Genomic DNA, 26,546 nt, shown 5'->3' on the forward strand with positions numbered 1-26,546 from the left:
TCAGAACGGCGCACCGTCCGGAAACCGTGGCGCGCGACGCTCGCGCAGCGAACGAATGCCTTCGTGCACGTCCTGCCCGCCGAAGCCGAGGAATTCCAGCGCCAGCGATGTATCGAACGTCGGGCCGGCGCTGCGCAGCCAGTTGTTCAACGCGTACTTGGTCCAACGGATGGCGCTTTGCGAGCCGTTCGCCAATCGCTGCGCCAGCTCAAAAGCCTTCGGCACCAGGTCAACATCGTCGACCGCCAGCGATACCAGGCCGATACGCTCGGCTTCGTCGCCGGACACCGGTTCGCACAGCAGCAGGTGATACTTGGCCTTAGCCATCCCACACAGCAACGGCCAGACGATCGCCGCGTGATCGCCGGCGGCCACGCCCAGCCGCGTATGGCCGTCGATGATGCGCGCGCTTTTCGCGGCGATTGAAATATCAGCGAGCAAGCCAGCCACTAGGCCGGCCCCCACCGCCGGACCGTGCATCGCCGAGACCACCGGCTTGCTGCAATTGACCAGGTTATAGACGAGGTCACGCGCTTCACGCCATACCCGCGCGCGCAACTGGAAGTCGTTGGCTATCTGCTCGACTAGCGTCATATCGCCACCGCCGGAGAATCCCTTGCCCTCGCCACGGATGATTGCCACCCGTGTGTGCGGATCGGTGTCGATGTCGCGCCAGATGTCCGCCAGCTCGCGATGCATCCCTTCATCAGCGGTAGCCAACGCGCTCTTGTTGGCCCCTTCGCCACTCATGATCACTTCGAGCATCCCGTGCTCGTGTCGGCGCAGCTTCAACGCTTTGTAGCGGGCGTAGTGCAGGTCGTTCGCAAAACCGTTCATCGCCCTATCCAGAAGCGGGCGGCACGCCCGATAGTTTGAACACTAGCAGACGCCCGCCGCAATGGGAGAGGAAGTTGAGATAATCGTACCGTTTTTCTTGCCTAGGGTTGTCGCCGGCGCTTGGGCGGCACGCCTCATCGCACGCACTGCCGGGCGCGCTCCGCGAACGGGGTTAGCCGTTGGCCACGGGCGCCACGGCCTGGTCGATCGCGCCGAAGATCGATTTCCCCTCCTCGTCGAACATCTCGATCCTGACGCGGTCGCCATACTTCATGAACGCCGTGCGTGGCGCGCCGTACTCGATCGTCTCGAGACAGCGCTTCTCGGCAATGCAGCAATAGCCGCGCTGGGCATCCTTATTCGAGATCGTGCCCGAGCCGATGATCGAGCCGGCTCGCACGTTGCGTGTCTTCGCAATATGGGCGATCAATTGCCCAAAGTTAAATACCATGTCAGACCCGGCATCGGGTTGCCCGACCTTGCGCCCGTTCCAATGGACAATCATCGGCCGATGCACGCGCGCGTCGCACCACGCCTGGCCCAGTTCGTCCGGCGTGATGGCCACTGGCGCGAATGCGCTCGCAGGCTTGCTCTGGAAGAAGCCCAAGCCCTTGGCAAGTTCGGCGGGGACCAGGTTGCGCAGCGACACGTCATTGACCAGCGTCAGCAGCCGGATGCCGCGCTGCGCGACCTGCGACGTCGCCCCCATCGGCACGTCCCCAGTGATCACGGCCACCTCGGCCTCGAAATCGATCCCATAGTCCTCGCTCGGACATACGATGTCGTCGGTCGGGCCGATAAAATCGTCGCTGCCGCCCTGGTACATCAACGGATCGGTCCACAATTCCGGCGGCATTGGCGCCCCGCGCGCGCGCCACACGAGTTCGACGTGGTTCACATAGGCGGAGCCATCCGCCCATTGGAACGCTCGGGGCAACGGCGCCATGCACTGGGCCGGCTCAAACGCAAACGCATGCCGCGCGCGGCCCTGGTTCAATGCATCGTACAGCTGCGCCAGTTGCGGCGCATGAAACGTCCAGTCGTCCAGCACACGCTGTAACGTTGGCGCGATCGCATCGGCGCTCGTGGCCATCCGTAAGTCGCGCGATACGACAAGAAGTTGGCCGTCGCGTGAACCGTCCTTGAGCGTGGCAAGTTTCATAGGGCTTGTAATGACGTATAGGGAAATGTATTTTGCGATGGTTAATTCTAACGGCGAGATTCGCGAACACAGTGCCGCACGGGCGTAGGGCATGCTGCTGCCGACGATCCATGCGCGCTGCATGCCAGTGTTCGATGCGACTGGAGCGCTGGCGCTCGCGCTGATCGCGCTCGGACAGAAGGCACTTTCGATATCCGCTGGGGCGGCCAAATCGACATGGCACTGCGCGACTGCGCGCAACAGCTGTCCTATGAACCTATGAACTGGGGTACGACCGCGCACGCAACGCGTAGTGCCCGCCTGCTTGGAAGTCCATGGCGGATTTGTCTTCGCGCGCCGCACCGCGGCGGCCCCGCACGATCGTTGCCGGCCACCCGTGCCGTCGGCATGCGCGCGGGCCAGCCACGCGCTGGGTCATCGCCCTGGCACTGGTATTGCTTGTCCACGCGCTAGTTGGTGTGTGGCTGGAGCGCGTGCCTGGCTTGAACCCCGCGCCGACGCCGAGCGAGATCCCCGTCCAGGTTGCCGTGCTAACACCGCGGCCGATCGACTCGGCCACGCACGAGCGCGCCGCGACGGCGGCCGGTGATGCGCCACGCGCGGCCTCGCCCCACTCGCCGTCCAGCGCGGCGGCCACGCCGCCCAGCGATGCCTTGCAAGCGGTGGTGCCACAGCCGAACGCGTCCCGCGCCGCGCGCACCGGCAACGCTGGCCCGCCGCCCGCACGCACGCTGCGTGCGATCGACGACACCCGCCCGCGTGCGCCAGCACATCCTATACCGGCTGACACGGCCGCACAGGCCTTTGCCGGCACACGCGGCCCGCTCGCCGGCAAATACGGCGCCGGTCGGCAACCGCAGCCGGCCACGCGCGACGCGGTGGCGGGCGGCACGTCGCCGCTGGCCACCGCGTCGGACGCATCCAATGCTTCACCTACACCTACTTCGCCTGCCTTGGCTACTTCAGCTGCTTCTGGTACCCCGAACGCTTCGCGCACGTTGGCCGCCTCAGCCCCGTCGCCGGCCTCCGCGCCGGTCGCTTCCGGCGGCGAAAAATTCACGCTGCCCCCGAGCGCGGACATCCGGTACGACACTTTCTACAACGGCGTGCAAAATCAAGCTGGCACACTGCGTTGGACCACCGACGGCTCGCATTACCAGATGGTCGTCTCGATGACGCTGCCGTTTGTGGGCACGTACAGTTTCACCAGCGAGGGCCGCGTCGACGCATTCGGGCTTGCGCCGCAACGCTACGTGGAACAGCGTGGGCGTCGCGGCACCGATACGACGCGCTTTGAGCGCGACACGCAGCCGAGGCGCATCGCGTTCTCGCGCTCATCCCAAACCGTGCCACTGTCCGACGGCGCGCAGGACCGCTTCAGCATGGTGATGCAGTTGGCCAGCCTCGTACGCGGCGACCCGTCGGCCTATACGCCGGGCGTCACACGCCAGTTTTTTGTCGCCGACAGCGACAGTGGCGAAACCTGGCCGATCGAGATGATCGGCACCGAATCGGTGCAGACTTGGCAAGGATTCGTCGATGCCTTGCATTTCATGCGCCTGCCGCGCCGCGACGGCGATCGGCGGCGCATCGACGTATGGCTGTGCCCCATGCTCGATTACCTGCCGGTCAGGCTGGTACAAACCGAGCCAAACGGCACGCAAGTCGAATTGCTGTGGCACGGCAAGCTGCCGGCAAACAGCGGGACGGGCCAGTTCACCCCATCCGGAGCGGCCGGCATGCCCGAAGAAGGAACCGCCACTCCGGCCGAGCCCGCTCAGAAGCCTCCGAAGCCCGCGCCCGCCGATGCACCCGCATCCGTGCCGGGCATAGGTCATGCTGAATCCTTGCCATGGCAGGCGCCGGCGAAACCGTAGTGCGGATGCTTCGCTTCGCCGTTCAGCGCGTCGGCCTGGCGCTGGAATCCTTTTCCGCACCGGCGGTCGAATCGGTAGATTCGGAACGGCAGTCAGCTCGACAACGTAACATAATGTAATCCTAGGGAATATCCGTTCCGGATCGGCCCCTTGAATTTCTGACCAACCTCTCCATCTACGGTGCAAACCGTGGCAGAGCAACAGAATTGAGGAGTGTCGCCATGCAAATGATCTACAACAGCCCGAACTACTGCGTTGTCGAATTCGCCCCCCAAGCCGAGCACGGCACCATGCTATCCGGCGGATTCGAGATCGTCGACAAAAATGCGCAGCGCGAGATATTCATCGACGGCTCAATGGCAGCGCGCTTTCGCGAGCACGTGCAGCGCCTGATCCAAGAACAACCGTCGCTGGAGGAAGTCGACGAATTCCTCGGGCAATTCGACAGCCTGATGAACCAGCCCGTCGTGCTACACTGATCGTCGATTGCTGGCGAACTCCATCCAGAACAGAAAGACCCCCGCCGGATGTCCGGCGGGGGTCTTCTTTTAGAATGTCAGATTACGGCGCACTGCGGCACGCGCCGCCGCCGACCGTCACGACGTGCCGCGACGCGGTCAGCCGCGATTCGTGCATACATCCCATGCAAAAAGCACACAGCCTTCGCTACACTCGGGGCAGCGCCCTGCCCGCGCTGCTCGCGCGCCGTATCCTGATACTGGACGGCGCAATGGGCACGATGATTCAGCGCTACAAGCTGTCCGAAGCCCATTACCGGGGCGAGCGGTTCGCCGCGCTGGACCATGATGTCAAGGGCAACAACGAGTTGCTATCGATCACACAGCCGCAGATCATCGGCCAGATTCACGAGCAGTACTTGGCTGCCGGCGCGGATATCGTCGAAACGAACACGTTCGGTGCGACTCGGATCGCCCAGGCCGATTACCGAATGGAGACGCTCGCCATCGAAATGAATATCGCTTCGGCACGGTTGGCGCGCGCCGCATGCGACCGGTATTCGACGCCGGACAAGCCGCGTTTCGTCGCCGGGGCGATTGGGCCCACGCCGAAAACCGCAAGTATCTCGCCAGACGTCAACGACCCGGGCGCGCGCAACGTCACCTTCGACGAATTGCGCGACAGCTACTACGAGCAAGCGCAAGCGCTGCTCGATGGCGGCGCGGACCTGTTTCTGGTGGAGACGATCTTCGACACGCTCAATGCGAAAGCCGCGTTGTTTGCGCTCGATCAATTGTTCGAGGATACCGGCGAGGTGCTGCCGATCATGATTTCCGGCACGGTGACCGACGCGTCCGGACGAATCCTGTCCGGACAGACCGTCGAGGCATTCTGGAACGCGCTGCGCCATGCGCGGCCGCTGACCTTTGGGCTGAACTGCGCGCTCGGGGCGGCGCTAATGCGGCCGTATATCGCCGAGTTGGCGAAGCTGTGCGACACTTACGTGTCGTGCTATCCGAACGCCGGGTTGCCGAACCCGATGAGCGAGACCGGCTTTGACGAAACACCAGAGGTCACCTCCGGACTGCTCAAGGAATTCGCCGACTCGGGCCTCGTCAATCTGGCTGGCGGCTGCTGCGGCACAACACCCGAACACATTGCAGCGATCGCCGCGCGCCTGGCGGACGTCAAGCCGCGCGCATGGGCGCATTATCAAGAAAAAAGCGAGTCATGACCGACCATACGATGCGCCTTTGCGGGCTCGAAGCGTTCAACGTCACGGACGCGACACTGTTCATCAACGTCGGCGAACGCACCAATGTGACCGGCTCCAAAGCCTTCGCGCGCATGATCCTGAACAGCCAGTTCGACGACGCGCTCGCCGTCGCGCGCCAGCAGGTCGAAAACGGCGCGCAGGTGATCGACGTGAACATGGACGAGGCGATGCTCGATTCACGCGCCGCGATGGTCCGCTTCCTGAACCTGATCGCGTCGGAGCCGGACATCGCACGGGTGCCGATCATGATCGATTCGTCCAAATGGGACGTGATCGAAGCGGGACTGAAATGCGTACAAGGCAAGGCGATCGTGAACTCGATCTCGCTAAAGGAAGGCGAGCAAGCGTTTCGCCTCCATGCGAAGCTGATCCGCCGCTACGGCGCAGCCGCCGTGGTGATGGCATTCGATGAAAACGGCCAGGCCGACACCTTCGAGCGCAAGTGCCAAATTTGCCAGCGCAGCTACGACATCCTCGTGAACGAAGTGGGCTTCCCGCCCGAGGACATCGTCTTCGATCCGAACATCTTTGCGATCGCCACCGGCATCGACGAGCACAACAACTACGCGGTCGACTTCATTAACGCGACACGCTGGATCAAGCAAAACCTGCCGCATGCCAAGGTGAGCGGCGGTGTATCGAACGTGTCGTTCTCGTTTCGCGGCAACGACTCAGTGCGCGAGGCGATCCATACGGTATTCCTGTATCACGCGATCCAGGCCGGCATGGATATGGGCATTGTCAACGCCGGCCAGCTCGGCGTGTACCAGGAGTTGGACCCCGTGCTGCGCGAGCGCGTCGAAGACGTCGTGCTCAATCGTCGGCCCGACGCGACGGACCGGCTGCTGGAGATCGCGGACAAGTACAAGAGCGGTGCGACCAAGAAAGAGGACAACCTCCAATGGCGAGAGCAGCCGGTCGAGCAGCGGCTGGCCCACGCGCTCGTGCACGGCATCACGACCTTCATCGTCGAGGACACCGAGCAGGCGCGCGTGAAAATCGCGCAAGCCGGCGGGCGGCCGATCAACGTGATCGAAGGGCCGTTGATGGACGGCATGAACATCGTCGGCGATCTGTTCGGACAAGGCAAGATGTTCTTGCCGCAGGTGGTGAAGTCAGCGCGCGTGATGAAGCAGGCGGTCGCGCACCTGATTCCGTTCATCGAGGAGGAAAAGCGCCAATTGGCCGCCGCCGGCTCGGACGTGAAGCCCAAGGGCAAGATCGTGATCGCCACGGTCAAGGGCGACGTGCACGACATCGGCAAGAACATCGTGTCCGTGGTGCTCCAGTGCAATAACTTCGAGGTGGTCAACATGGGCGTGATGGTGCCGTGCACGGACATCCTCGCGACCGCCAAAGCCGAGGGCGCCGACATCGTCGGGCTGTCCGGGCTGATTACCCCGAGCCTGGAGGAAATGGCCTACGTCGCCGCCGAGATGCAGCGCGACGAGTATTTCCGTGGCAAGAACACCCCACTGCTGATCGGCGGCGCGACCACCTCGCGCGTGCACACCGCGGTGAAGATCGCGCCGCACTACGATGGTCCGGTCGTCTACGTGCCCGACGCGTCGCGCTCGGTCTCGGTCGCCTCCAGCCTGCTGTCCGACGAGGGTGCGGCGCGTTACATCGACGAGTTGCGCGCCGACTACGACCGGATCCGCGAGCAGCACGCGAACAAGAAGGCCCAGCCGCTGGTCACACTGGCGCAAGCACGCGCGAATAAGACCCGCATCGACTGGGATGGCTATGTGCCCCCCAAGCCCAAGTTCATCGGCCGGCGCACGTTTAAGAACCAGGATTTGGCCGAGCTTGCGCGCTACATCGACTGGGGCCCGTTCTTCCAAACCTGGGACCTGGCCGGACGCTTCCCGGCGATCTTGGACGACGAGGTGGTCGGCGAATCGGCCCGGCGCGTGTTCGACGATGGCAAGGCGATGCTCGCGCGGCTGATCCAGGGACGCTGGCTGAGCGCGAACGGCGTGATCGCGCTGCTGCCCGCCAACACGGTGAACGACGATGACATCGAGATCTATACCGACGAGAGCCGCACGCAGGTTGCGCTGACGTGGCGCAACCTGCGCCAGCAAAGCGTGCGGCCCGTCGTGGACGGCGTGACACGGCCCAACCGCTGCCTGGCCGATTTCATTGCGCCGCGCGCCAGCGGCATCGCCGACTACATCGGCTTGTTCGCGGTCACGGCGGGATTAGGCGTGGACACGCGCGAGAAGCAGTTCGAGCAGCACCACGACGACTACAGCGCGATCATGCTGAAGGCGCTTGCGGACCGGCTTGCCGAAGCGTTCGCCGAACAACTGCATCAGCGCGTGCGACGCGACTTGTGGGGCTACGCGGCCGACGAGGCGCTGAACAACGATCAGTTGATTGCCGAACAGTACGCCGGCATTCGGCCCGCGCCCGGCTATCCGGCGTGTCCGGACCATCTGGTCAAGCGTGACCTGTTTGCGACGCTGCAAGCGGACGAGATCGGCATGAGCCTGACCGAATCGCTGGCGATGTGGCCAGCGGCCAGCGTGTCGGGCTTCTATCTGTCCCATCCGGACAGCCGGTATTTCACCGTCGGCAAGATCGGCGACGATCAGCTCGAGGACTACGCGCGCCGCATGGACCTGTCACTGGAGCACGCGCGACGCGCGCTGGCGCCGCAGCTGTAAGCCCGTCCTTGGCACGCAGCCAGTCGTTCACCGGCCGTGCCCGGCGGCGGCGCGGGCGCGCGATGGTGCGCCCGCATTGCCTCGCACGATTGACGCGCTCAAACGCCCCAGATCACGTCCGAGTTCGCCTTGTGCGCCTGCCGCAGCATGTCAAGGAACGGATAGGCGCGCTGCGCCAGGCCGATCGGCACTTCGTGCGCCTCGTGGTCCCCGTCATCGTCATCGACATGGCCGTCGTGTTCGGCAAGGCGTTGCTTGTCCTGCGCAATGGCCGCCTCAAGCTTGGCGATCGCCGGCTGCAACTCGTCATGCGCGATGACGCCACGCTGCCCAAGGCGCTTGCCGATGATCGCCAGCAGGAATTGCGCGAGGTTTTCGAGCATCGTCACCTCCACGGTGGCCCGAGACTTGAACGTGATTAGCATGGCGGCTCCTTGTTCGCTTCGTCGGCCCGGTCGCGCCAGCGTCGCTGGCGCCGCATGCACACCACACCGGCCTGAACTGTATTCGACAGTTTAGCACCTGCTAAAATCCATCATTCCCGCTTTGTGCGTGTTCGCGGGGCAGGCGGCCAATGGGTCGCCGCGCCCGCGCCTGTTTCGATAACTGCCGTCATTCCATGCTGCCCGCACAGAAACACCTCATCGAATCGATCCTAGCAGATGCCGTCGCCGGAGTCGTCCAGGCGTCGCCGGCAGCCAGCGATGCAGCATTCGTGCAACCGACCATCGCGCTGGACCGGCCCAAGATCGCCGCACATGGCGATGTCGCGTCGAACCTGGCGATGCAGCTGGCCAAGCCGCTACGCGCCAACCCGCGCGTGCTGGCGCAGCAACTGGCCGAAGCTACCCTCGCTCACCCGCGCGCGGCCGGGCTGATCGCCAGCGCGGAAGTCGCCGGCCCGGGTTTTTTGAACCTGCGACTGACCGACGCCGCGAAACAGCAGACCGTGCACGCGATACTGGCACAGCGCGAGCGCTTCGGCTTCGCGCCGCCGGGGCGCGGCGGCCATGGCAAACAAGTGCTGATCGAATTCGTGTCGGCCAATCCAACCGGGCCGCTGCACGTGGGCCACGGCCGGCAGGCGGCGCTGGGCGACGCCCTCGGCGCGCTGATGCAGACCCAGGGCTGGGCCGTGCACCGCGAGTTCTACTACAACGACGCCGGCGTGCAGATCAACACGCTTGCGTTATCGGTGCAGGCGCGAGCACGCGGCTTCAAGCCGGGCGATGCGCAGTGGCCGGAAGCGGCCTACAACGGCGACTACATCGCGGACATCGCGCGCGACTATCTGGCCGGCGAAACAGTGTCAGCCAGCGATGGCGTGCCCGTGACGGGAGCCGGTGACGTCGACAATCTCGATGCGATCCGACGCTTCGCCGTCACTTACCTGCGCCGCGAGCAGGACATCGACTTGAAGGCATTCGGCGTCAAGTTCGACCAGTACTACCTAGAGTCGTCACTATACGACGAAGGCCGCGTCGAGCGCGCGGTCCAGGCGCTGGTGGCTGCCGGCAAGACGTACGAGGACGATGGCGCGCTGTGGCTGCGCACCACCGACTACGGCGACGACAAGGACCGGGTGATGCGCAAGCAGGACGGCACCTATACCTACTTCGTGCCAGACATCGCCTATCACGTCACCAAGTGGGAGCGCGGCTTCACGAAAGTGATCAACGTGCAGGGCTCGGATCACCATGGCACGATCGCGCGCGTGCGCGCCGGCCTGCAAGCGTTGGACATCGGCATTCCGAGCGGCTATCCGGACTACGTGTTGCATAAGATGGTCACCGTGATGCGCGACGGCCGCGAGATCAAGATCTCCAAGCGGGCAGGCAGCTACGTGACGGTGCGAGACCTGATCGTATGGTCCGGCGGCGGCAATTCGGACGAGTCCGCCGCCTCGCTGAGCCCTCAGCAACTGGACAGCGACATGCTGCGCAAGGGCCGCGACGCGGTGCGCTTCTTCCTGATCTCGCGCAAGGCCGACACCGAATTCACATTCGACATCGACCTCGCGCTGAAGCAAAACGATGAAAATCCGGTCTACTATGTGCAATATGCGCATGCGCGGATCTGCTCGGTACTGTCGGAGTTACGCGCACGTTATACAGACGGTCTCGAGGACTGGTCGCAGGTCGACTTGACGCCGCTTGCCACCGAGCGATCCAAGGCGCTGCTGCAAAAATTGGCCGAATATCCGCAAATGCTGGAGCACGCAGCAAACGAACTGGCCCCTCATGCGGTCGCATTCTATTTGCGCGACCTGGCGGGCGAGTTCCATTCGTTCTACAACGACCGCGCCGAGCGGGTGCTCGTGGACGATGCGCGCGAGCGCCTGGCCCGCGCGGCGCTGCTGGCCGCGACACGCCAGGTGCTGGCCAACGGGCTCGCGACGATCGGGGTGTCGGCACCCGAGAAGATGTAGGGAACGGAAGGCGGCGCGGGGACCGTATAATCGGTGCTCCCAGTCACGGATGACGCGGGCGCGACGGCGGCATGGCGGCCGCGATTTCATCCGGGCGGTTTCATAGAGAAATAGGTAAGCAAACACGATGGCAAAAGCACGACGATCTTCCTCGCCGAATTCGAAGCAACGTGGAGGGACGTTCCTCGGTATCGTATTGGGATTGATCGTCGGGCTGGCGATCGCAATCGTGGTGGCGCTGTACATTAGGGGAGCGCCAACGCCATTCGTGTCCAAGGGCAACGCACCCGCGACAACGTCCGACACGGCAGGCAACGGCACGACGTTTGATCCGAACCGAGCGCTGGCCGGCAAGTCGCCCGGTCAGCCGGTGCCACCGTCGGCCACCCAGCCGCCGCCGAACACGGCGCCAGGCCAAAGCTCGCAGCAATCGCAATCGACGGGCGTGCTGGAAGAGCCGCAGATCATCGAGATCCCATCCACGGCCAGCGCCGCGCCCGCGACGCCCTGGAGCCCGTCCACGACGCCGGCGCCCCGTCCCGCGCCGTCCGGCGGCAGCGCCAGCGTGCCTACCCCTGCATTGGCCAAGCCAGGCGCCGACACGCTGGCCGCCCCGCAAAGGCCGGGCGCGAGCGAGGCCAACACCGGCTATTTCCTGCAGGTCGGCGCGTATCGCACGCAACAGGATGCGGAGCAGCAGCGCGCGCGGCTAGCGCTGCAGGGATTTGAGTCCAAGGTCACACAGCGCGACGCCGGCGGGGTCGTGTACTACCGCGTGCGCATCGGCCCGTTCTCGCGCTTCGAGGACATGAATAGCGTCCGACAGCGGCTATCCGATGCCGGCGTCGACACTGCCGTGATCCGCTTCACGAAGCAATAGCCTCGTGTCCCGCGCCACGCGCGCACCGCGCGTGGCGCACGCCCTTGAACCGGCGGCATCCGTACCCGTCTGAACAGGTTTCGTGCCGCTTTTTCCTTGCCACGCTTTTGCCACGGTCCACTATGAAGAAAACCCTCAGCGCTGCCCTGCTCGCCGTCGCTGTCGCCCTCGGCACAGCCCCATTCGCCCAAGCGTCACCGTCCGCGCCGGTCGCCGGCAAGGACTATACGGTGCTCACGCCAGCCCAGCCGGTGAAGGCCCCGGCCGGCAAGGTCGAAGTGACCGAATTCATGTGGTACGGCTGCCCGCATTGCAGCGAGTTCGATCCGTATCTTGAAAAATGGAAGGCCAAGCAAGGGACACACATCGTGTTCCGGCGCGTGCCAGTCGCGTTTCGCGACCAGTTCGTTCCACATTCGAAGATGCTGCTCGCGCTGGACGTGCTCGGCCTGAGCGAGAAACTCGCACCGGTGATCTTTGACGAGATCCACGTCAAGCGGAACTATCTGCTGACGCCGGATGCGCAAGCGAACTTCCTTGCCAAGCAAGGCGTGGACAAGAAAAAGTACCTCGATGCGTACAACTCGTTCACCGTCGCAAGCGAACTGAAGCGCGTGTCGCAGATGGCACAGGACTACAAGATCGACGGCGTGCCGACCGTCATCGTGCAAGGCAAATACGAGACCGGCCCGGCGGCGACCAACAGCCTGGAAGGTACCGTCCAAGTGCTCGACTACCTGGTCGGGCAAGTGGCCGCGAAGAAGATGTAGCGGATATGCGGGATCCCGCGCCATGCCATGACGCGATGAGCGAAGCCGCGCCATTGAAGGTCTTCATCACCGGTGCGTCGAGCGGCATCGGTCTCGCGTTTGCACGCTACTACGCGCGAGCGGGGGCAAGCCTGGGGCTGGTCGCACGCCGTGGCGAGGTCTTGACCGACTTTGCCGAGTCGTGCCGCAGCCGCTTCCCGCAGGCGAGCGTGTCGATCCATGTGGCAGACGTGCGCGATGCTGCCGCGCTGGCGCTCGCGGCACAGCAGTTCATCGACCACTACGGCCTGCCGGATATTGTGATCGCGAACGCCGGCATCAGCGCCGGCGCAGTCACCGGCCACGGCGACCTGCCGGCGTTCCGCGCGATCATGGACACCAACTACTTCGGCATGGTCGCGACCTTCGAACCCTTCGCCGCCGCGATGGTCTGCGCCCGGCACGGTACGCTGGTGGGCATTGCCAGCGTGGCGGGCGTGCGCGGCCTGCCAGGCGCAGGCGCCTACAGCGCGTCCAAGGCAGCCGCGCTGAAATACCTGGAGGCGCTGCGGGTCGAGATGCGCCCCGCCGGCGTGGCAGTCGTCACGATCGCACCCGGCTACATCCGCACGCCGATGACCGACGGTAATCCCTACTCGATGCCGTTTTTGATGGATCCCGACCGGTTCGCCGCTAACGCGGCGGCGGCCATCGCCGCCAAGAAGCGCTTCGCCATCTTCCCGCGACCGATGCGCGTGGCTGCCGCGCTGCTACACGTGCTGCCGCGCTGGCTTTACGATTTTGCGTTCGAGCGGGCGCCGCGCAAGCCCCGCGCCACGCGATAAAGCGACGCGACAGACAGCACGGTGGCGAAAAACGTATCAGAATAGCCGGATTCGGCCCCGCCACCGGGCAGTTGAGGCCACCCTCAGAAACCATGAAGAACAAGCTTTGGGAGATCGTATGCGTGTGAAACACCCCGTTAGCGTGCCCCGTGGACCACGCGGCGCAGCCGCGTGGCTCGGCGCGGCAACCATGCTGCTAAGCGCGCCCGCCTGGCTGCAGGCTAAGCCGTTGACCGTGTGCACTGAGGCCAGTCCGGACGGCTTCGACGTCGTGCAGTACAACTCGCTGACCACCTCCAACGCATCTGGCGACGTTGTCTTCAATCAATTGGTGCGCTACGACGAGGCGGCCGACAAGCTCGCGCCGTCGCTCGCCGAACGATGGGAGGTCAGCCCGGACGGGCTCGCCGTCACGTTCCACCTGCGCCCCAACGTATCGTTTCAGACTACGGAAGAATTCAAGCCGTCCCGCGCACTGAACGCCGACGACGTGTTGTTCACGTTCAACCGGATGCTCGATCCGAGTCATCCGTGGCACAAGATCGCAGGCAACGGCGGCTTTCCGCATGCGCAGTCGATGAACCTGCCGAAGCTGATCAAATCGGTCACTAAAGTGGACGACTTGACGGTGAAGTTCGAACTGTCCGAGCCCAACGCGGCGTTTGTGTCGATCTTGACGATGCCGTTCGCGTCAATCTACTCGGCAGAGTACGCGAGCCAGTTGGAAAAGGCGGGCAGACAAGCCGACATCAATGCGAAGCCGGTTGGCACCGGTCCGTTCGTGCTGAAAAGTTACACAAAGGATGCGGTGATCCGCTACGACGTCAATCCAACCTATTGGGGCCGTAAACCGAAAATCGACCGGCTGATTTACGCAATCACGCCCGATGCAGCAGTACGTGCGCAAAAGATCAAGTCAGGCGAATGCCAGATTGCGCTGTCGCCCAAGCCGCAGGATGTACTGGCAGCCAAGAGCGACAAGTCGCTGAAGGTCGTGCAAACACCGGCGTTCATGACCGCGTTTGTCGCATTGAACACGCAGCATAAGCCGCTGGACAATGACAAGGTCCGGCAAGCATTAAACATCGCGTTCGACCGACAGACGTACATTAAGACGGTGTTCGGCAACACTGCAGTGGCAGCTGTCAATCCGTACCCGCCGAATACATGGAGCTATAACAAGGCGGTCAAACCGTACCCGTACAACATCGAACAGGCAAAAAAGCTGCTGGCCGACGCCGGTTATCCAAACGGCTTCGAGACGTCGATTTGGGTACGGCCAAGCGGCAGCGTGTTGAATCCTAATCCGAAGGCTGGCGCGGAACTGTTGCAAGCGGACCTCGCCCGGATCGGCGTGAAGGCGCAGGTCAAGGTCATCGAATGGGGACAACTGATCAAGGATGCTAAGCAAGGACAGCATGACCTGCTTTTCATGGGCTGGTCCGGCGACAACGGTGATCCAGACAACTTCCTGACGCCGCAGTTCTCATGCGCTTCGGTGAAATCAGGCATCAACTTCGCGCGCTACTGCGACCCACAGCTCGATAAGTTGCTCGCCGACGGTAGGACCACGGCTGACCAAACTACCCGAGCAAAAGCGTACACGGCCGCGCAAAAGATCATTCATGACAAAGCCCTGTGGATTCCGCTTGTCTATCCGAGCGCGGCCGCAATCACGCGCAGTAATATCCGGGGTTACCACGTCAGCCCATTCGGCCGGCAAGAATACTCAGGTGTGACGGTCGACTAGGCAAAAGTTGGCAGCCTCGGATAAAACACGCTGGCACGGCCAACTTTGTAAGTCTTATAATTGCCTTTCGAAAAAGTTGGCAGAATATGCATCATTTTCCCCGCGCGCAGTCGGCAGACATACAAAAAGCCATCTCGCCAGCTGACGCATCGTTCGCGAACCGGCGCGGCGCGGTGCTGGTGCCCTGTTATAACGAAGCAGCCACAATCGACACAGTCGTGCGAGACTTTAGACGCGCGTTGCCGCATGCTGAGATCTACGTATTCGACAACGATTCGAACGACGATACTCTGCCGCACGCACAAGCAGCCGGCGCACAGGTACGCACGGTGCCTTACCGGGGCAAGGGGAATGTGATCCGGCGCATGCCCGTCGCTGAGATTCCGACCGCATATGGCGTGCGACCGCAAGGATTGCATACCGGATTTGTACCTCGGTTGCCAACCGCTGTGCTGTGCACGGCATTGATGCTGCTTGGCGCGATCCTGCTAGCCTGCGGCATCATACTGGACACCGTGACGCGCGGGCGCATCGAGGCAAAGCGGTTTGCATACTTGTCGGTGGATGCACCACGGCCTGCGGCAAAACAAGGCTAACGTGCGTTCGCAATTCTTTCGTTTCGCGATCGCCGGTATAGCGGGGTTCATTGTCGACGCCGGCCTGCTATGGCTCATGCTGTGGATCGGGCTTGGCTACTTCGCTGGACGCGCGGTGTCGTTTCTCGTGGCCGTCTGGGTCACCTGGCAATTGAACCGGCAATTCACGTTCTCGGGCAAGCAATACGAATCCGTGTGGCGCGAATGGTGGCGGTACCTCACCGCGATGCTCGCCGGCGGGTGCGTAAACTACGCCGCGTACAGCGCGGTGGTTCTTAATCTGCCGCCGCGCGTCTTTGTACCTTACATTGGGGTAGCGGCTGGCTCGCTCGCTGGCCTTGCGGTAAATTTTGCTTCCGCCCGCTGGTGGGTTTTTTATCGCAAGAGTGAACAATGAAGAGAGGCAACAGCGGAGCAGGTTTTTGTTGCAAAGCACTGCTAGCACGACCGGGAACAATCGATTTGAACGCAATGCCTATGATCCGCATGGTCGCCCCGCTAGCATCGTCGTGTATCCAACTGATCTGATGAGCACACAGCCCGGCTTGTCGACGGCACACTAATCAGCGTATGACGAAAAGCGAATCACGCCGTCGTGCTCGACGCGCTCAAGCTCGCCGGAATGCCACAACAAATGCAAATGGGCCAGCGCCTCACCCATCGCGAACGTCATCTGATGCAGGTCCAGCGGCCGCTTGAACATCAGCGGCACAATGTCGGCTGCACTGTGCGGCTGCCGCGCGCACGCTTCACGCACTTCATCCAGCCGCGCCGCGTGATGCTCGCGCAACTGCGCAATGCGCGTGTGCAAGCCACGAAATGGCTTGCCGTGCGACGGCAACACGAGCGTATCATCGGGCAATGCGTGGTAGCGACCAAGCGAACCCAAGTACTGCGCCAGCGGGTTGCCGCCCGGCTCGATCTCAAACACCGATACATTCGTCGAAATCCGCGGCAACACCATATCCCCGGAAATCAACAGGCGATCCGCGTCGCAATATAGCGCGCAATGCTCGGTCGAATGACCAAACCCGGTGATGACGCGCCAGCGCCGCGAGCCGATCGTCACCGTATCCCCCTCCTGCATCCGCACGTACGACGCGGGCACCTGCGGGACCAGCGCATGGTAATACCCCTTGCGTACACGGATCTTTTCGACCGACGGCGGATCGTTCAGGCCATGGCTCGCGAAAAACCGCGCCGCCGCCTCGCCGCCGGCGTTTGAATCCCCATCCTTGGCCGACGACAATAGACGGCCCATTAGGTATTCGCCCAGCGTCATCCACAGCGGGGCACGCCAGCGGCCGCACTCGCCACCGCCGCACAGCCAGTGCGCCAAGCCCAAATGGTCCGGGTGAAAGTGGGTGACCAGCACGCGCAGCACCGGCAAGCCGCCCAGCACATCGTCGAAGATCCGCTCCCAATGGGCCTTGATCGTGTCGCTCGCAATCCCGGAATCGATGATCGTCCAGCCGGGCTGCACGCCGGATTGGTCGCGCAGCAGCCACAGGTTGATGTGGTCGAGTTTAAAAGGCAGCGGCATGCGGACCCACAGCACGCCGGGCGCGACTTCGTGCACAGTGCCGTCGGCCGGTAGGGTATCGGCGAAAACGTAGTCCAGCTGATGTTCGAGCGTGTTCATGGGAGTCGAGCTTGCAGTCGTTGCGTTCCAGCCATCGGGTTTGCAGTCGTTGCGTTTCGGCAAGGTTGACGATAACGTAAACGTGCATTGTATCCATGTTGCCGCCGACATGCCGACGCACTACACCATTACTGAATTAGCCCGTGAATTCGACGTGACGCCGCGGGCGATCCGTTTCTACGAGGACCAGGGCCTGCTGTCGCCGAGCCGCGAGGGCGCGAGCGGCCTGCGCCGCGTATTCTCGGCGCGGGACCGCACGCGGTTGAAGCTGACGTTGCGTGGCAAGCGGCTCGGCTTCACGCTGTCCGAGATCCGCGCCCTGCTCGACCTGTACGAAGCGCCGATCGACACGGTCGCGCAACTTCAGGCCTTTCTCACCACGCTGACCGAGCACCGGCAAGTGCTGGAGCGTCAATTTGAAGATCTGAACGCGACACTTGAAGATCTGGCTCAGTACGAGGCGCAAGCGCGAGCGCTGCTTGAGTCGTCGCAGCGACATGATATGGCAACCGAACCGCAGCAAAAGACGCTAAATTGATGAAATATTTGCCGAAACTGCTGTTGTCGCAGATCGGTTTTGACCTCGCGCAGACGATCCTGAAGGGCTTCAACCGTGTCATTACCGGTTCTTTCGCGAAGCCCCGATCAACGCGAAACGCCAGTTCGAGCGCAGCAATTGGCACGGGTTACAGAAGCGCGCGCGAGCGCAGCGCATCGTCACGAATGTCCAGTTCGATGTGCTGCTCGAGGATCTGCCACGCGACGTGGACTGCGTGATGCGCTCGATCCGCGGCACGTTTGGCGAGTTCGACGCGACGTTCAACTTCCCGATCCACGTGCTGTCGTCGCTGTTCTTCCGCAATCAGGCAGCCTACATCGTCGGCGAGAGGGCCGACACGCTCAAGTATTCGGAAGTCGCGTTGCCGCTGTCGCGGCTGGACGATGCGCTAATCAACGAACTGGAGACGTACGCGCCGTCGATGAACGAGTACGAGGGTGACACCGTGGTGATCCGCCATCTGGACATCGGGCGCCGGATGACACCGCTGAACCTGTATCTGCAGAACAGCACGGACGAGCAAATCGATCACGGCATCAAGGAATATGGCGATACGATCAAGGAATTGATCAAGGCTGACATTTTCCCTGGCGACATGCTATATAAGAACTTCAGCGTGACACGTCACGGTCGCGTCGTCTTTTACAATTACGACGAGATCGAGTACCTGACGGACTGCAATGTGCGCCGCGTGCCGCCACCGCGTCATGATGAGGACGGGACGTCGGCGAGCCCTGGTACGCGATCGGCCCGCACGATATCTTCCCGCAGACCTGCAGCACGTTCCTGCTCGGTGCTCGCGCGTGCGCGCCGCGTTTCCCTATGAACGCAATGAGCGATTTGGCGTGCGTTACCCCAAATGCTTTGCGGCGGCCCACACGCGCCGCGAAGCCATTGGTCAACACACGCCGCGCGCCGCCGTTGCATGAGACCTGATCAACGAGCAATGCACGAAGCACGATCAACAAACGAAACGATGACCATGGAACAAAAACCGTCCTCCCCCGCATCCGAACCGCTTGCCCATCTGTTCGAGAACAACCGACTGTGGGTCGAGCGCAAGCTCGGTGAAGACCCCCAGTATTTCGCGAGACTGGCCGAGCAACAGAATCCGGAGTACCTGTGGATCGGCTGCTCCGACTCGCGCGTGCCCGCCAACCAAATCATCGGCTTGCCGCCCGGTGAAGTGTTCGTGCATCGGAACATCGCCAACGTGGTCGTGCACTCGGACCTGAACTGTCTGTCGGTGATCCAGTTCGCCGTCGAGTTGCTCAAGGTCAAGCACATCATGGTGGTTGGCCACTATGGCTGCTCTGGCGTGCGCGCCGCGTTGTTCGGCACGCGCGTCGGATTGGCCGACAACTGGCTGCACCACATTCAGGACGTGCACGGCAAGCATGCGGCGCTGCTTGCCGAATGGCCGCTGGGTCAGGCGCGGCACCACCGGCTCGTCGAACTCAACACGATCGAGCAGGTGGTCAACGTGTGCCGCACGACGATCGTGAGCGATGCGTGGAAACGAGGCCAGCCGCTCACCGTGCATGGCTGGGTGTACGGCGTGCACGACGGCAAGATGCGCAACCTCGGCATGACGATCTGCGAGCCGGGCGCGCTGGACGCAACCTATGCGCGGTGCGTGGATGCACTGAAACGCAACCGTCCAGCCGATGCGGCGGCGCCGTCTCATCCAAACGATGTGCTCGCCGACGATGCGGCGCGCCTGGCGGCAGCCGTCGGCCACGTCCACCAAGGCGAACCAGCTGCCGGCGTCACGCGCTGAATCGAACCAGGAAACACTCGATTTGAGCCAAAAGACATCCTGATGACCGACTTCATCGAACGCGATCCGATCGTGATTGCCTGCGTCGCCCGTACGCCGATGGCCGGCTTCCAGGGCGATGTCGTGTCGCTGACCTGCCCGCAGTTTGGCGCGGCGGCGATCAACGCCGTGCTGCAACGCGGGCGCACCTGGAGCCCGCACAAGTGGACGAGGTGGTGATGGGGTGCGTGCTACCCGCCGGACTTGGCCAGGCGCCGGCGCGCCAGGCGGCTTTAGGCGCAGGGCAGCCGCTGCCCACCGGCTGCACGACGGTCAACAAGATGTGCGGTTCCGGCATGCGCGCCGCGATGTTCGCGGTCGTCACCATGGCCGCGATGAAGGAACACCGCTTACCCTACGAAAAGGTCAACGTGCATGGCGGCGCCTGCGTGCTGGGCCATCCGATTGGTGCTTCGGGTGCGCGCATCATCGTGACGCTGATCGGCGCGTTGCGCCAGCGCGGCCTGAAGCACGGTGTCGCAAGCCTGTGCATCGGCGGCGGCGAAGCCACCGCGATGGAGATCGAGCTATTTTGAACGGCGCACCGCACACGCCCCGCGCGCAGCACACGGCACGTCTGCACTTGCCGCCCGAGGCGCCCTGCCCCTGCGGCGCAGTGCAGCAAGGCCGCCCGGCACGTTATGGCCGCTGCTGCGCGCGCTTCATCGAAGGCGGCGAAGCGGCGCCCTCGGCGCTCGAGTTGATGCGCTCGCGCTATACCGCTTATACGCTGCACGCGTTCGACTACTTGCGCCAGACGTGGGATCCGTCCACATGTCCGCCGGATCTCGGCTGCGACGCCGGTACGCCGACCCACTGGCTCGGCTTGACGGTCAAGCAACACGTTATCGATGACGATGCGCACAGCCGGGTCGAGTTTATCGCACGCTACCGGAGCGCCGGCGCAGGCGGCGGGCGCGCACAGCGGCTGCACGAGCTGAGTCGGTTTTGCCGCGGTGACGACGGACGGTGGCGCTACGTCGACGGCGACATGCTCGATTGATCACCACCGGCGTTTTTTGATTGCTTAAGCTTGAAGCTTTGCCGATGCAACCGATCCTGCCCTCATATCGCGTCACTGGTCCCGTGCCACCTACCGCGATTGTGTGACGCCGGCGCGCGGCGATACTGGCCTCGGGCGTGCGCCTGCACCGGCGTGCGGCGTCCGTGCGGAGCACCTGCGATGTTCAGAGGTTGACCTATCGTAGGCGAATCAGCATCCGATCCGTCGCGGGAACTTGAGAGGCGCGCAATGACGCGTATGCAGCAGAACCGGACCAGCAGCGAAAGGTGGTCAGTGAACTGGGGACTCTTTAAGCATTCGGCAACGCGCGCACGGCGCGTGGTGACGTCTGTTGTCAAGCTGGCATGGTGGCCGGCATTCTCGTTGGCACGGTGTTCGGCACGGTATGGCGCCATCCGATACTGGGTGATGTCGTGCGCATCAGTGCTGATATTGTCAAGCACGTGCGTGCACGTCGCGCTCGCGCAGACCAGCGGTGGCATCGCGCCCGGCGTGCAGCAGGCCAGCCTGCCTCCCAGCCGCGCGATCGAGCCGATCGATACGCTCGCCAACGTGGCCACGCTGCAGCGTGCGGCTGCCGCCCCGGGCATCCGCGACGGCATGACAGGGCCGCCGTGCACGCAGTCGTGCGCGGCCATGGCCGATACCGGCTTGCCAGCGCTGCCCGCCGACCTAAACGAGCAGGTCGTGTCGATCCCGATCCCAGGCAGCGACAGGCAGGCACTCGAAACCACGATTTTCAAGCCCGACGGCAACGGACCATTTCCGATGGTCGTGTTCAATCATGGCAAGGAACGCGGTGACCCGCGTGCTCAGCCGCGCAGCCGGCCGCTGCCATTCGCCCGCGAGTTCGTGCGGCGCGGCTACGTGGTCGTGGCGCCGAACCGGCAGGGTTTCGCGCAATCGGGCGGCACCTATGTCGAGCACGGTTGCGATGTCGCCGACAACGGCTTGGCCCAGGCGCAAGATGTAGCGGTCACGATCGCCTACATGTCGACGCAGCCGTATATCGACACGCGGCATATCGTCGTGGCCGGTGCTTCGCACGGTGGGCTGACGACGATCGCGTATGGACAGCAACCACAACGCGGCGTACGCGGCCTGCTGAACTTTGCCGGCGGGCTGCGCCAGGACGCATGCAGCGGCTGGCAGCACAATCTGACGCACGCGTTCGCCACGTATGGCGGCAAAGTGCGGCTTCCGTCGCTGTGGTTCTACGGCGAAAACGACGCATTCTGGTCACCACAGCTGGTGGCGCAGATGTACAGCGCTTACGTGGCCGGTGACGCGCAGGCAGAGCTTGTGAATTTCGGCGTGTACAAGGACAATGTACACCGGATCGTCGGAGATCGCGACGGGGTTGCGCTCTGGTGGCCGCAAACCCAGCACTTCCTTACGCAGATCGGCATGCCCACCGCCGTGCGCTATCGCGTCGAGGACGCGCCTGCTGCGCAGCCGACCGGCTATGCCTCGATCGACGCGATCGATGCAGTTCCATACCTAAACGGCAGTGGCCGCGAGGGCTATGCGACCTTTCTAAAACAATACCCGAGCCGCGCGTTTGCGGTGTCCGACAGCGGTGCGTGGTCATGGGCCGAAGGGGGCGACGATCCCGTCTCGGTCGCGCTGGACAATTGCCAGAAACACAGCCGCGATCCATGCCAGCTGTACGCGGTTGACAACGTCGTCGTCTGGTCGGGCCATTGACTGGCGCCGGGTAATTCGTATCACTGTAAGCTTTGAAGAACAATTCGTCTGATCTGATTTCCCGCAGCCTGCGCGCGGTCTGGCATCCCTGCACGCAGATGAAGCACCATGAGCAATTGCCATTGATCGCCGTGGCGCGCGGCGCCGGGGCATGGCTCTACGATCGCGACGGCAAGCGCTACCTCGATGCCATCAGTTCGTGGTGGGTCAACCTGTTCGGTCACGCCAACCCGCATATCAACGGCGCATTGAAGACGCAACTGGACACGCTCGAGCATGCGATGCTCGCCGGCTGCACGCATGAGCCGGCGGTCGAGTTGGCCGAGCGCCTGTCGAGCCTGACCGGCCACGTGCTCGGCCATGCGTTCTTCGCGTCCGATGGGGCATCGGCCGTGGAGATTGCGCTGAAAATGAGCTTCCACTTCTGGCGCAACAGCGGCCGCAGTCGCAAACGCGAGTTCGTCTGCGTCGCCAACAGCTATCACGGCGAGACAATCGGCGCACTGAGTATGACCGACGTGGCGCTGTTTAAGGACGCGTACGATCCCTTGATCCGCACCGCGCACGTGGTCGCGTCGCCGGACGCGCGCCAAGCCCGTGCCGGCGAGCAGGCGGTGGACGTGGCAGCGCGCGCGTTGGCCGATGTCAAACGGCTGTTCGTCGAGCGCGGCGAACAGATCGCGGCGTTGATCGTCGAGCCGCTGGTGCAGTGCGCCACCGGCTTCGCGATGCACGATCCGTCGTACCTGGCCGGACTGCGCGCGCTGTGCGACGAATATCACGTACATTGGATTGCCGACGAGATTGCGGTGGGCTGCGCACGCACCGGGACCTTCTTCGCCTGCGAGCAGGCGCGCGTATGGCCGGATTTCCTGTGCCTGTCCAAGGGCATCAGTGGCGGCTACCTGCCGTTGTCCATTGTGCTCACGCGCGATCCGATATACGCGGCGTTCTACGACGACGACACCACGCGCGGCTTCCTGCACTCGCACTCGTACACCGGCAACCCGCTCGCCTGCCGTGCGGGTCTGGCCACGCTCGAATTGTTCGACGCACACGACGTACTGGCGCGCAACCGTGTGAGGTCAGACGCGTTGGGCGCGTTGCTCGAGCCACTGCGTGAGCATCCGTACGTACAACACTTGCGCCGGTGCGGCACGCTGTTCGCGTTCGACGTATCGTTGCCGGCCGGGCCCGCCCGCCGCTTCTCGCGGCGTTTCTTCGAATGCGCGCTCGCCAACGAGTTGCTGCTGCGCCCGATCGGCACCACCGTCTACCTGATGCCGCCTTATATACTGAACGATGACGAACAGATGCTGCTCGCCACGCGGCTACGCGCGACACTGGAGACGGTGCTCGCCGAGCTGGGCGGGCACGAGTACGATCCCCGCCCGGCCGCTACCGGCGGCGTGATACTGTGAGCCCGGCCGTCGTGCCCACGCGCGGCTCGTCCGACGTTGACCAAGACCCGTGCCACGGCACGGGATTTTAGGAGCCATTGCGATGAAAGCGCTTTCGCTATTCGTCACCGGCACTGACACGGAAATCGGCAAGACGTTCGTGTCGTGTGCATTATTGCGCGGCTTTTGCGCGCGGGACCTGCGCGCGGTGGCCCTCAAGCCGATCGCCGCTGGCGCGCAACTGCGCAGCGGGATCTGGCATAACGAAGATGCAGACCTGCTGCGCGATGCATCCAATTCCGGACATGGCATTCGCCGCCGAAAACGTCGAGGCGGTCCGACAGCGCCTGAATCGGCAGTACAGCGCGCCGCTGCTCGGTACAATCCCGCGCCTAGACGGCAAGCGCGCCGACGAAGCGGCAGCGTACATCGATATCGACGCATTGCTTGAGCGGCTTCGGCACTTACGCGCGCGCTAGTCCAGGCCTTGGCGGAGAACTATACCCCGTTGGTAAATCTGCTTACGGAATCCGACAACCGGCGCTGCCTGATACGTACCCCGTGGGAAACTGGCCCATGTGCATCAATCCGCGCACATTCGAGCGGATTCGACAAAAACGGGGATAGACCGATGACTGTGATCCCAAGCGCGGCCCACACCGGCCTGCCAGCGTCCATTGCCCGAGGCGGTTCGGATACACGCGCGCTGGCCGACATCAGTACAGCGGAGGTCGAACACAGCATTACCACCGATATCACGCGTGACCAGCACCCCATGCGCTGGAGCACCTACGACATCGCTGCCTTGTATGAATTGCCGCTGGGCGACCTGCTGTTGCGCGCGCAGCAAACACATCGCGACCACTTCGACCCGAACGCCATCGAGCTGTCAACGCTGCTGTCGATCAGAAGCACCGGGTGCGAGGAAGACTGCGTCCGCTGTCCCTCATCCGCTCACCATGGCACGGAACTAAAGGCGGCACCGCTCGTGTCGCTGCACGAGGTGCTCAGCGCGGCCCGCGCTGCCAAGGAAAGCGGCGCGAGCCGATTCTACATAAGCGCCGCATGGCGCAATCTAAAGCCGCGGCACCTGGACAAGATCTTGGAGATGATCCGCGGCGTCAAGGCGCTCGGGCTCGAGACCTGCGCCACGCTGGGCATGCTCGACGACGAGCAGGCCAAGGCACTGCGCGATGCGGGCCTGGACTACTACAACCACAATCTCGACACCTCGCCCGAGTTCTACGGGCAGATTATCTCGACCCGCACCTATCAGGACCGTCTGGACACGCTCGAGCGGGTGCGCAATGCGGGCATCGCGGTGTGTTGCGGCGGCATCATCGGGCTGGGTGAGTCGCGCCGCGATAGGGCCGGCTTGATCGCACAACTGGCAAACATGGCGCCCTACCCAGAGTCGGTGCCGATCAACGGTTTGATGCGCGTGGAGGGCACATCGCAGGTCGATGCCACGGCACTCGACCCGTTTGAATTCGTCCGCACGATTGCCATCGCGCGCATGACGATGCCCACGGCCGTCATCCGCCTGTCGGCCGGACGCGAGCACATGAACGACGCGCTGCAAGCGCTATGCTTTTTCGCCGGCGCCAACGCCGTACTCTACGCAGACCCCTTTATGGAGCCAGGCCACCCGCTGCGGGTCAAGGACCGCGCGCTGTTCGCCCGGCTGGGGCTGCACATCGCGTAACGCTTGCACTGGCTACAGCCGCATGAGGCGGCCGCAGCCTGCTTGAACGACGCGCGGCAATTCATGCTGCGCGCCGTGTTGCTCCGGCCACTATCGACGCTTTTTCGGGACTATTTCGTCAAGCGTTCCGCCGTCAATAAAATGCGTTTGCTCCGCTTTAGCCCAGCCACCAAATACCTGTTCGACAGTAAACGTCTCAATTTCCGGGAAACTTCGCTGAATGCATAGCCAATATCGTCGCGTCGCGTGGTCGCAAATTGTGATTTGCAATGATTTGCTGCGCCTCAGGCGACCATAGGTAGTCGAGGTACGCCTGGGCTTGCTTACGCGTGTTGCGCTCATCGACGACTTTGTCCACTAGGGCAACCGGCGGCTCCACAAGCAAGCTTATCGACGGATATACCGCTTCATAGTTCTCTCCCCCCTCACCACCTATGATAGAAGCCACTTCATTCTCGAATGTCACGAGCACGTCGCCGATACCATGCTGCGTGAACGTCATCGTTGCGCCTCGACCTCCGGTATCAAACGTCGGCGTATCGGCCACAATCGCTTTCACAAATTTCTTCGCCTGAGCGTCATCACCTCCCCGTTGTAGTTTGTAGCCCCACGCAGCCAAATAGGTATAGCGGCCGTTACCCGAGGTCTTGGGATTAACAATAATGACCTGAATACCCGGCCGTGCGAGGTCGTCCCAGTCCCTAATTCTTTTCGGATTACCCTTGCGCACAACGAACACCACCGTGGTCGAATAAGGGCTGCTCAAATTTGGCAGCCGGGTACGCCAGTTTTCAGGCAAAAGCTTCCCACGCTGAGCGAGCAGATCGATATCCGTTGGGTGGTTCATCATAACGATATCGGCCTGCCGCCCGTATAGCACGGATAGCGCCTGGGAAGTCGACGCACCGTACGACTGCCGGATCGATAGGGATTTGCCGGTGCTCTTCGCATAGCTGGCGACGAAGCTTGCGTTGATATCTTCATAGAGTTCGCGCGTAACGTCATATGAGACATTCAACAGCGACTCATCGGCGCGCGCGCGCCCCATCACTGCCAGCGCTGACACCAAGCACACCGCCAACACGAGCCATTTCGCAGGGTGAATCTCCATCCCCTTCCCCGGTCTAAAATCGCATTGTAACCAGTCCCCAAGCGTAGG

22 protein-coding genes and 5 pseudogenes are annotated in these 26,546 nt (G+C 63.1%); 22 read left to right on the forward strand and 5 right to left on the reverse strand.

Annotated features, from left to right (window positions below; all coding sequences use genetic code 11):
• A complete protein-coding gene (locus tag RBRH_RS11435; RefSeq protein WP_013436447.1) occupies positions 1–837 on the reverse strand; it encodes an enoyl-CoA hydratase/isomerase family protein in 837 nt (278 codons plus the stop codon).
• A gap of 172 nt (positions 838–1,009) precedes the next feature.
• Positions 1,010–1,999: a fumarylacetoacetate hydrolase family protein gene (locus RBRH_RS11440; RefSeq protein ID WP_041753890.1), complete on the reverse strand. Its 990-nt coding sequence runs from the start codon at positions 1,997–1,999 to the stop codon at positions 1,010–1,012.
• A 55-nt stretch (positions 2,000–2,054) separates the two neighbouring features.
• Between RBRH_RS11440 and RBRH_RS19680 the strand changes: the two are divergent.
• The 5 genes and pseudogenes from RBRH_RS19680 to metH all read left to right on the forward strand — a co-directional run.
• Positions 2,055–2,254: pseudogene (locus RBRH_RS19680) on the forward strand (IclR family transcriptional regulator); the annotation flags it as partial.
• A gap of 59 nt (positions 2,255–2,313) precedes the next feature.
• On the forward strand, positions 2,314–3,876 hold the full coding sequence (locus RBRH_RS11445) for a DUF3108 domain-containing protein (RefSeq protein ID WP_049786423.1): 1,563 nt from the start codon (positions 2,314–2,316) through the stop codon (positions 3,874–3,876).
• 221 nt (positions 3,877–4,097) lie between these two features.
• The gene (locus RBRH_RS11450; RefSeq protein ID WP_041753891.1) at positions 4,098–4,355 is read left to right on the forward strand and encodes a BTH_I0359 family protein; all 258 of its coding nucleotides are present in this window, start codon (positions 4,098–4,100) and stop codon (positions 4,353–4,355) included.
• Positions 4,356–4,519: 164 nt separating this feature from the next.
• A complete protein-coding gene (locus RBRH_RS17450; RefSeq protein WP_083813523.1) occupies positions 4,520–5,569 on the forward strand; it encodes a homocysteine S-methyltransferase family protein in 1,050 nt (349 codons plus the stop codon).
• Positions 5,566–8,283: a methionine synthase gene (gene metH, locus RBRH_RS11455; RefSeq protein WP_173362424.1), complete on the forward strand. Its 2,718-nt coding sequence runs from the start codon at positions 5,566–5,568 to the stop codon at positions 8,281–8,283. Before RBRH_RS17450 ends, metH begins: the two co-directional genes overlap by 4 nt.
• 98 nt (positions 8,284–8,381) lie before the next feature.
• Here metH and RBRH_RS11460 read toward each other — a convergent pair whose 3' ends face one another.
• Positions 8,382–8,708, reverse strand: a complete 327-nt coding sequence (locus RBRH_RS11460) for a DUF1840 domain-containing protein (RefSeq protein ID WP_041753892.1) — start codon at positions 8,706–8,708, stop codon at positions 8,382–8,384.
• Between the two features lie 194 nt (positions 8,709–8,902).
• On the opposite strand from RBRH_RS11460, the gene argS reads away from it, so the two are divergent.
• The 7 genes from argS (at position 8,903) to RBRH_RS11495 (ending at position 15,928) form a co-directional block, all read left to right on the forward strand.
• Positions 8,903–10,711, forward strand: a complete 1,809-nt coding sequence (gene argS, locus RBRH_RS11465) for an arginine--tRNA ligase (protein ID WP_041753893.1) — start codon at positions 8,903–8,905, stop codon at positions 10,709–10,711.
• A 127-nt stretch (positions 10,712–10,838) separates the two neighbouring features.
• On the forward strand, positions 10,839–11,591 hold the full coding sequence (locus RBRH_RS11470; RefSeq protein WP_013436456.1) for an SPOR domain-containing protein: 753 nt from the start codon (positions 10,839–10,841) through the stop codon (positions 11,589–11,591).
• A gap of 122 nt (positions 11,592–11,713) precedes the next feature.
• Positions 11,714–12,361, forward strand: a complete 648-nt coding sequence (locus RBRH_RS11475) for a thiol:disulfide interchange protein DsbA/DsbL (RefSeq protein ID WP_041753894.1) — start codon at positions 11,714–11,716, stop codon at positions 12,359–12,361.
• Between the two features lie 35 nt (positions 12,362–12,396).
• On the forward strand, positions 12,397–13,185 hold the full coding sequence (locus tag RBRH_RS11480) for an SDR family oxidoreductase (protein ID WP_041754546.1): 789 nt from the start codon (positions 12,397–12,399) through the stop codon (positions 13,183–13,185).
• Positions 13,186–13,375: 190 nt separating this feature from the next.
• The gene (locus tag RBRH_RS11485; protein ID WP_041754547.1) at positions 13,376–14,935 is read left to right on the forward strand and encodes an ABC transporter substrate-binding protein; all 1,560 of its coding nucleotides are present in this window, start codon (positions 13,376–13,378) and stop codon (positions 14,933–14,935) included.
• 86 nt (positions 14,936–15,021) lie between these two features.
• On the forward strand, positions 15,022–15,531 hold the full coding sequence (locus RBRH_RS11490; protein ID WP_013436460.1) for a glycosyltransferase: 510 nt from the start codon (positions 15,022–15,024) through the stop codon (positions 15,529–15,531).
• A gap of 1 nt (position 15,532) precedes the next feature.
• Positions 15,533–15,928, forward strand: coding sequence for a GtrA family protein (locus RBRH_RS11495; protein ID WP_041754549.1), 396 nt, complete (start codon positions 15,533–15,535; stop codon positions 15,926–15,928).
• Positions 15,929–16,090: 162 nt separating this feature from the next.
• Here RBRH_RS11495 and RBRH_RS11500 read toward each other — a convergent pair whose 3' ends face one another.
• Entirely contained in the window at positions 16,091–17,173 is a 1,083-nt protein-coding gene (locus RBRH_RS11500; protein ID WP_041753895.1) for an MBL fold metallo-hydrolase, read from the reverse strand.
• A gap of 109 nt (positions 17,174–17,282) precedes the next feature.
• Between RBRH_RS11500 and RBRH_RS11505 the strand changes: the two genes are divergently transcribed.
• From RBRH_RS11505 to bioB, 10 genes and pseudogenes are all read left to right on the forward strand, one after another.
• Positions 17,283–17,711: a MerR family transcriptional regulator gene (locus tag RBRH_RS11505; RefSeq protein WP_049786491.1), complete on the forward strand. Its 429-nt coding sequence runs from the start codon at positions 17,283–17,285 to the stop codon at positions 17,709–17,711.
• 160 nt (positions 17,712–17,871) lie between these two features.
• A pseudogene (locus tag RBRH_RS11510) lies at positions 17,872–18,661 on the forward strand (isocitrate dehydrogenase kinase/phosphatase AceK regulatory subunit); the annotation flags it as partial.
• Positions 18,662–18,714: 53 nt separating this feature from the next.
• Positions 18,715–19,512, forward strand: a complete 798-nt coding sequence (gene can, locus RBRH_RS11515; RefSeq protein ID WP_157864440.1) for a carbonate dehydratase — start codon at positions 18,715–18,717, stop codon at positions 19,510–19,512.
• A gap of 42 nt (positions 19,513–19,554) precedes the next feature.
• Positions 19,555–20,087, forward strand: a pseudogene (locus RBRH_RS11520) (thiolase family protein).
• A 41-nt stretch (positions 20,088–20,128) separates the two neighbouring features.
• Positions 20,129–20,554 carry a YchJ family metal-binding protein gene (locus RBRH_RS11525; RefSeq protein ID WP_049786492.1) on the forward strand — a complete coding sequence of 142 codons (426 nt, stop codon included), beginning with the start codon at positions 20,129–20,131 and terminating at the stop codon, positions 20,552–20,554.
• A gap of 249 nt (positions 20,555–20,803) precedes the next feature.
• The gene (locus tag RBRH_RS11530; protein ID WP_013436470.1) at positions 20,804–22,282 is read left to right on the forward strand and encodes a dienelactone hydrolase family protein; all 1,479 of its coding nucleotides are present in this window, start codon (positions 20,804–20,806) and stop codon (positions 22,280–22,282) included.
• 32 nt (positions 22,283–22,314) lie between these two features.
• On the forward strand, positions 22,315–23,703 hold the full coding sequence (gene bioA, locus RBRH_RS11535) for an adenosylmethionine--8-amino-7-oxononanoate transaminase (RefSeq protein WP_013436471.1): 1,389 nt from the start codon (positions 22,315–22,317) through the stop codon (positions 23,701–23,703).
• Between the two features lie 82 nt (positions 23,704–23,785).
• Positions 23,786–23,980 (forward strand): annotated as a pseudogene (gene bioD / locus RBRH_RS21110) (ATP-dependent dethiobiotin synthetase BioD); the annotation flags it as partial.
• Positions 23,952–24,161, forward strand: a complete 210-nt coding sequence (locus RBRH_RS21115) for a hypothetical protein (protein WP_332415419.1) — start codon at positions 23,952–23,954, stop codon at positions 24,159–24,161. The pseudogene bioD and the gene RBRH_RS21115, both read left to right, overlap by 29 nt.
• A 296-nt stretch (positions 24,162–24,457) precedes the next feature.
• Positions 24,458–25,387, forward strand: coding sequence for a biotin synthase BioB (bioB, locus tag RBRH_RS11540; protein ID WP_232509373.1), 930 nt, complete (start codon positions 24,458–24,460; stop codon positions 25,385–25,387).
• A 90-nt stretch (positions 25,388–25,477) separates the two neighbouring features.
• Here bioB and RBRH_RS11545 read toward each other — a convergent pair.
• Positions 25,478–26,498, reverse strand: a pseudogene (locus tag RBRH_RS11545) (sulfate ABC transporter substrate-binding protein).
• Positions 26,499–26,546: the final 48 nt, after the last annotated feature.

The organism is Mycetohabitans rhizoxinica HKI 454 (assembly GCF_000198775.1).
Classification (GTDB): domain Bacteria; phylum Pseudomonadota; class Gammaproteobacteria; order Burkholderiales; family Burkholderiaceae; genus Mycetohabitans; species Mycetohabitans rhizoxinica.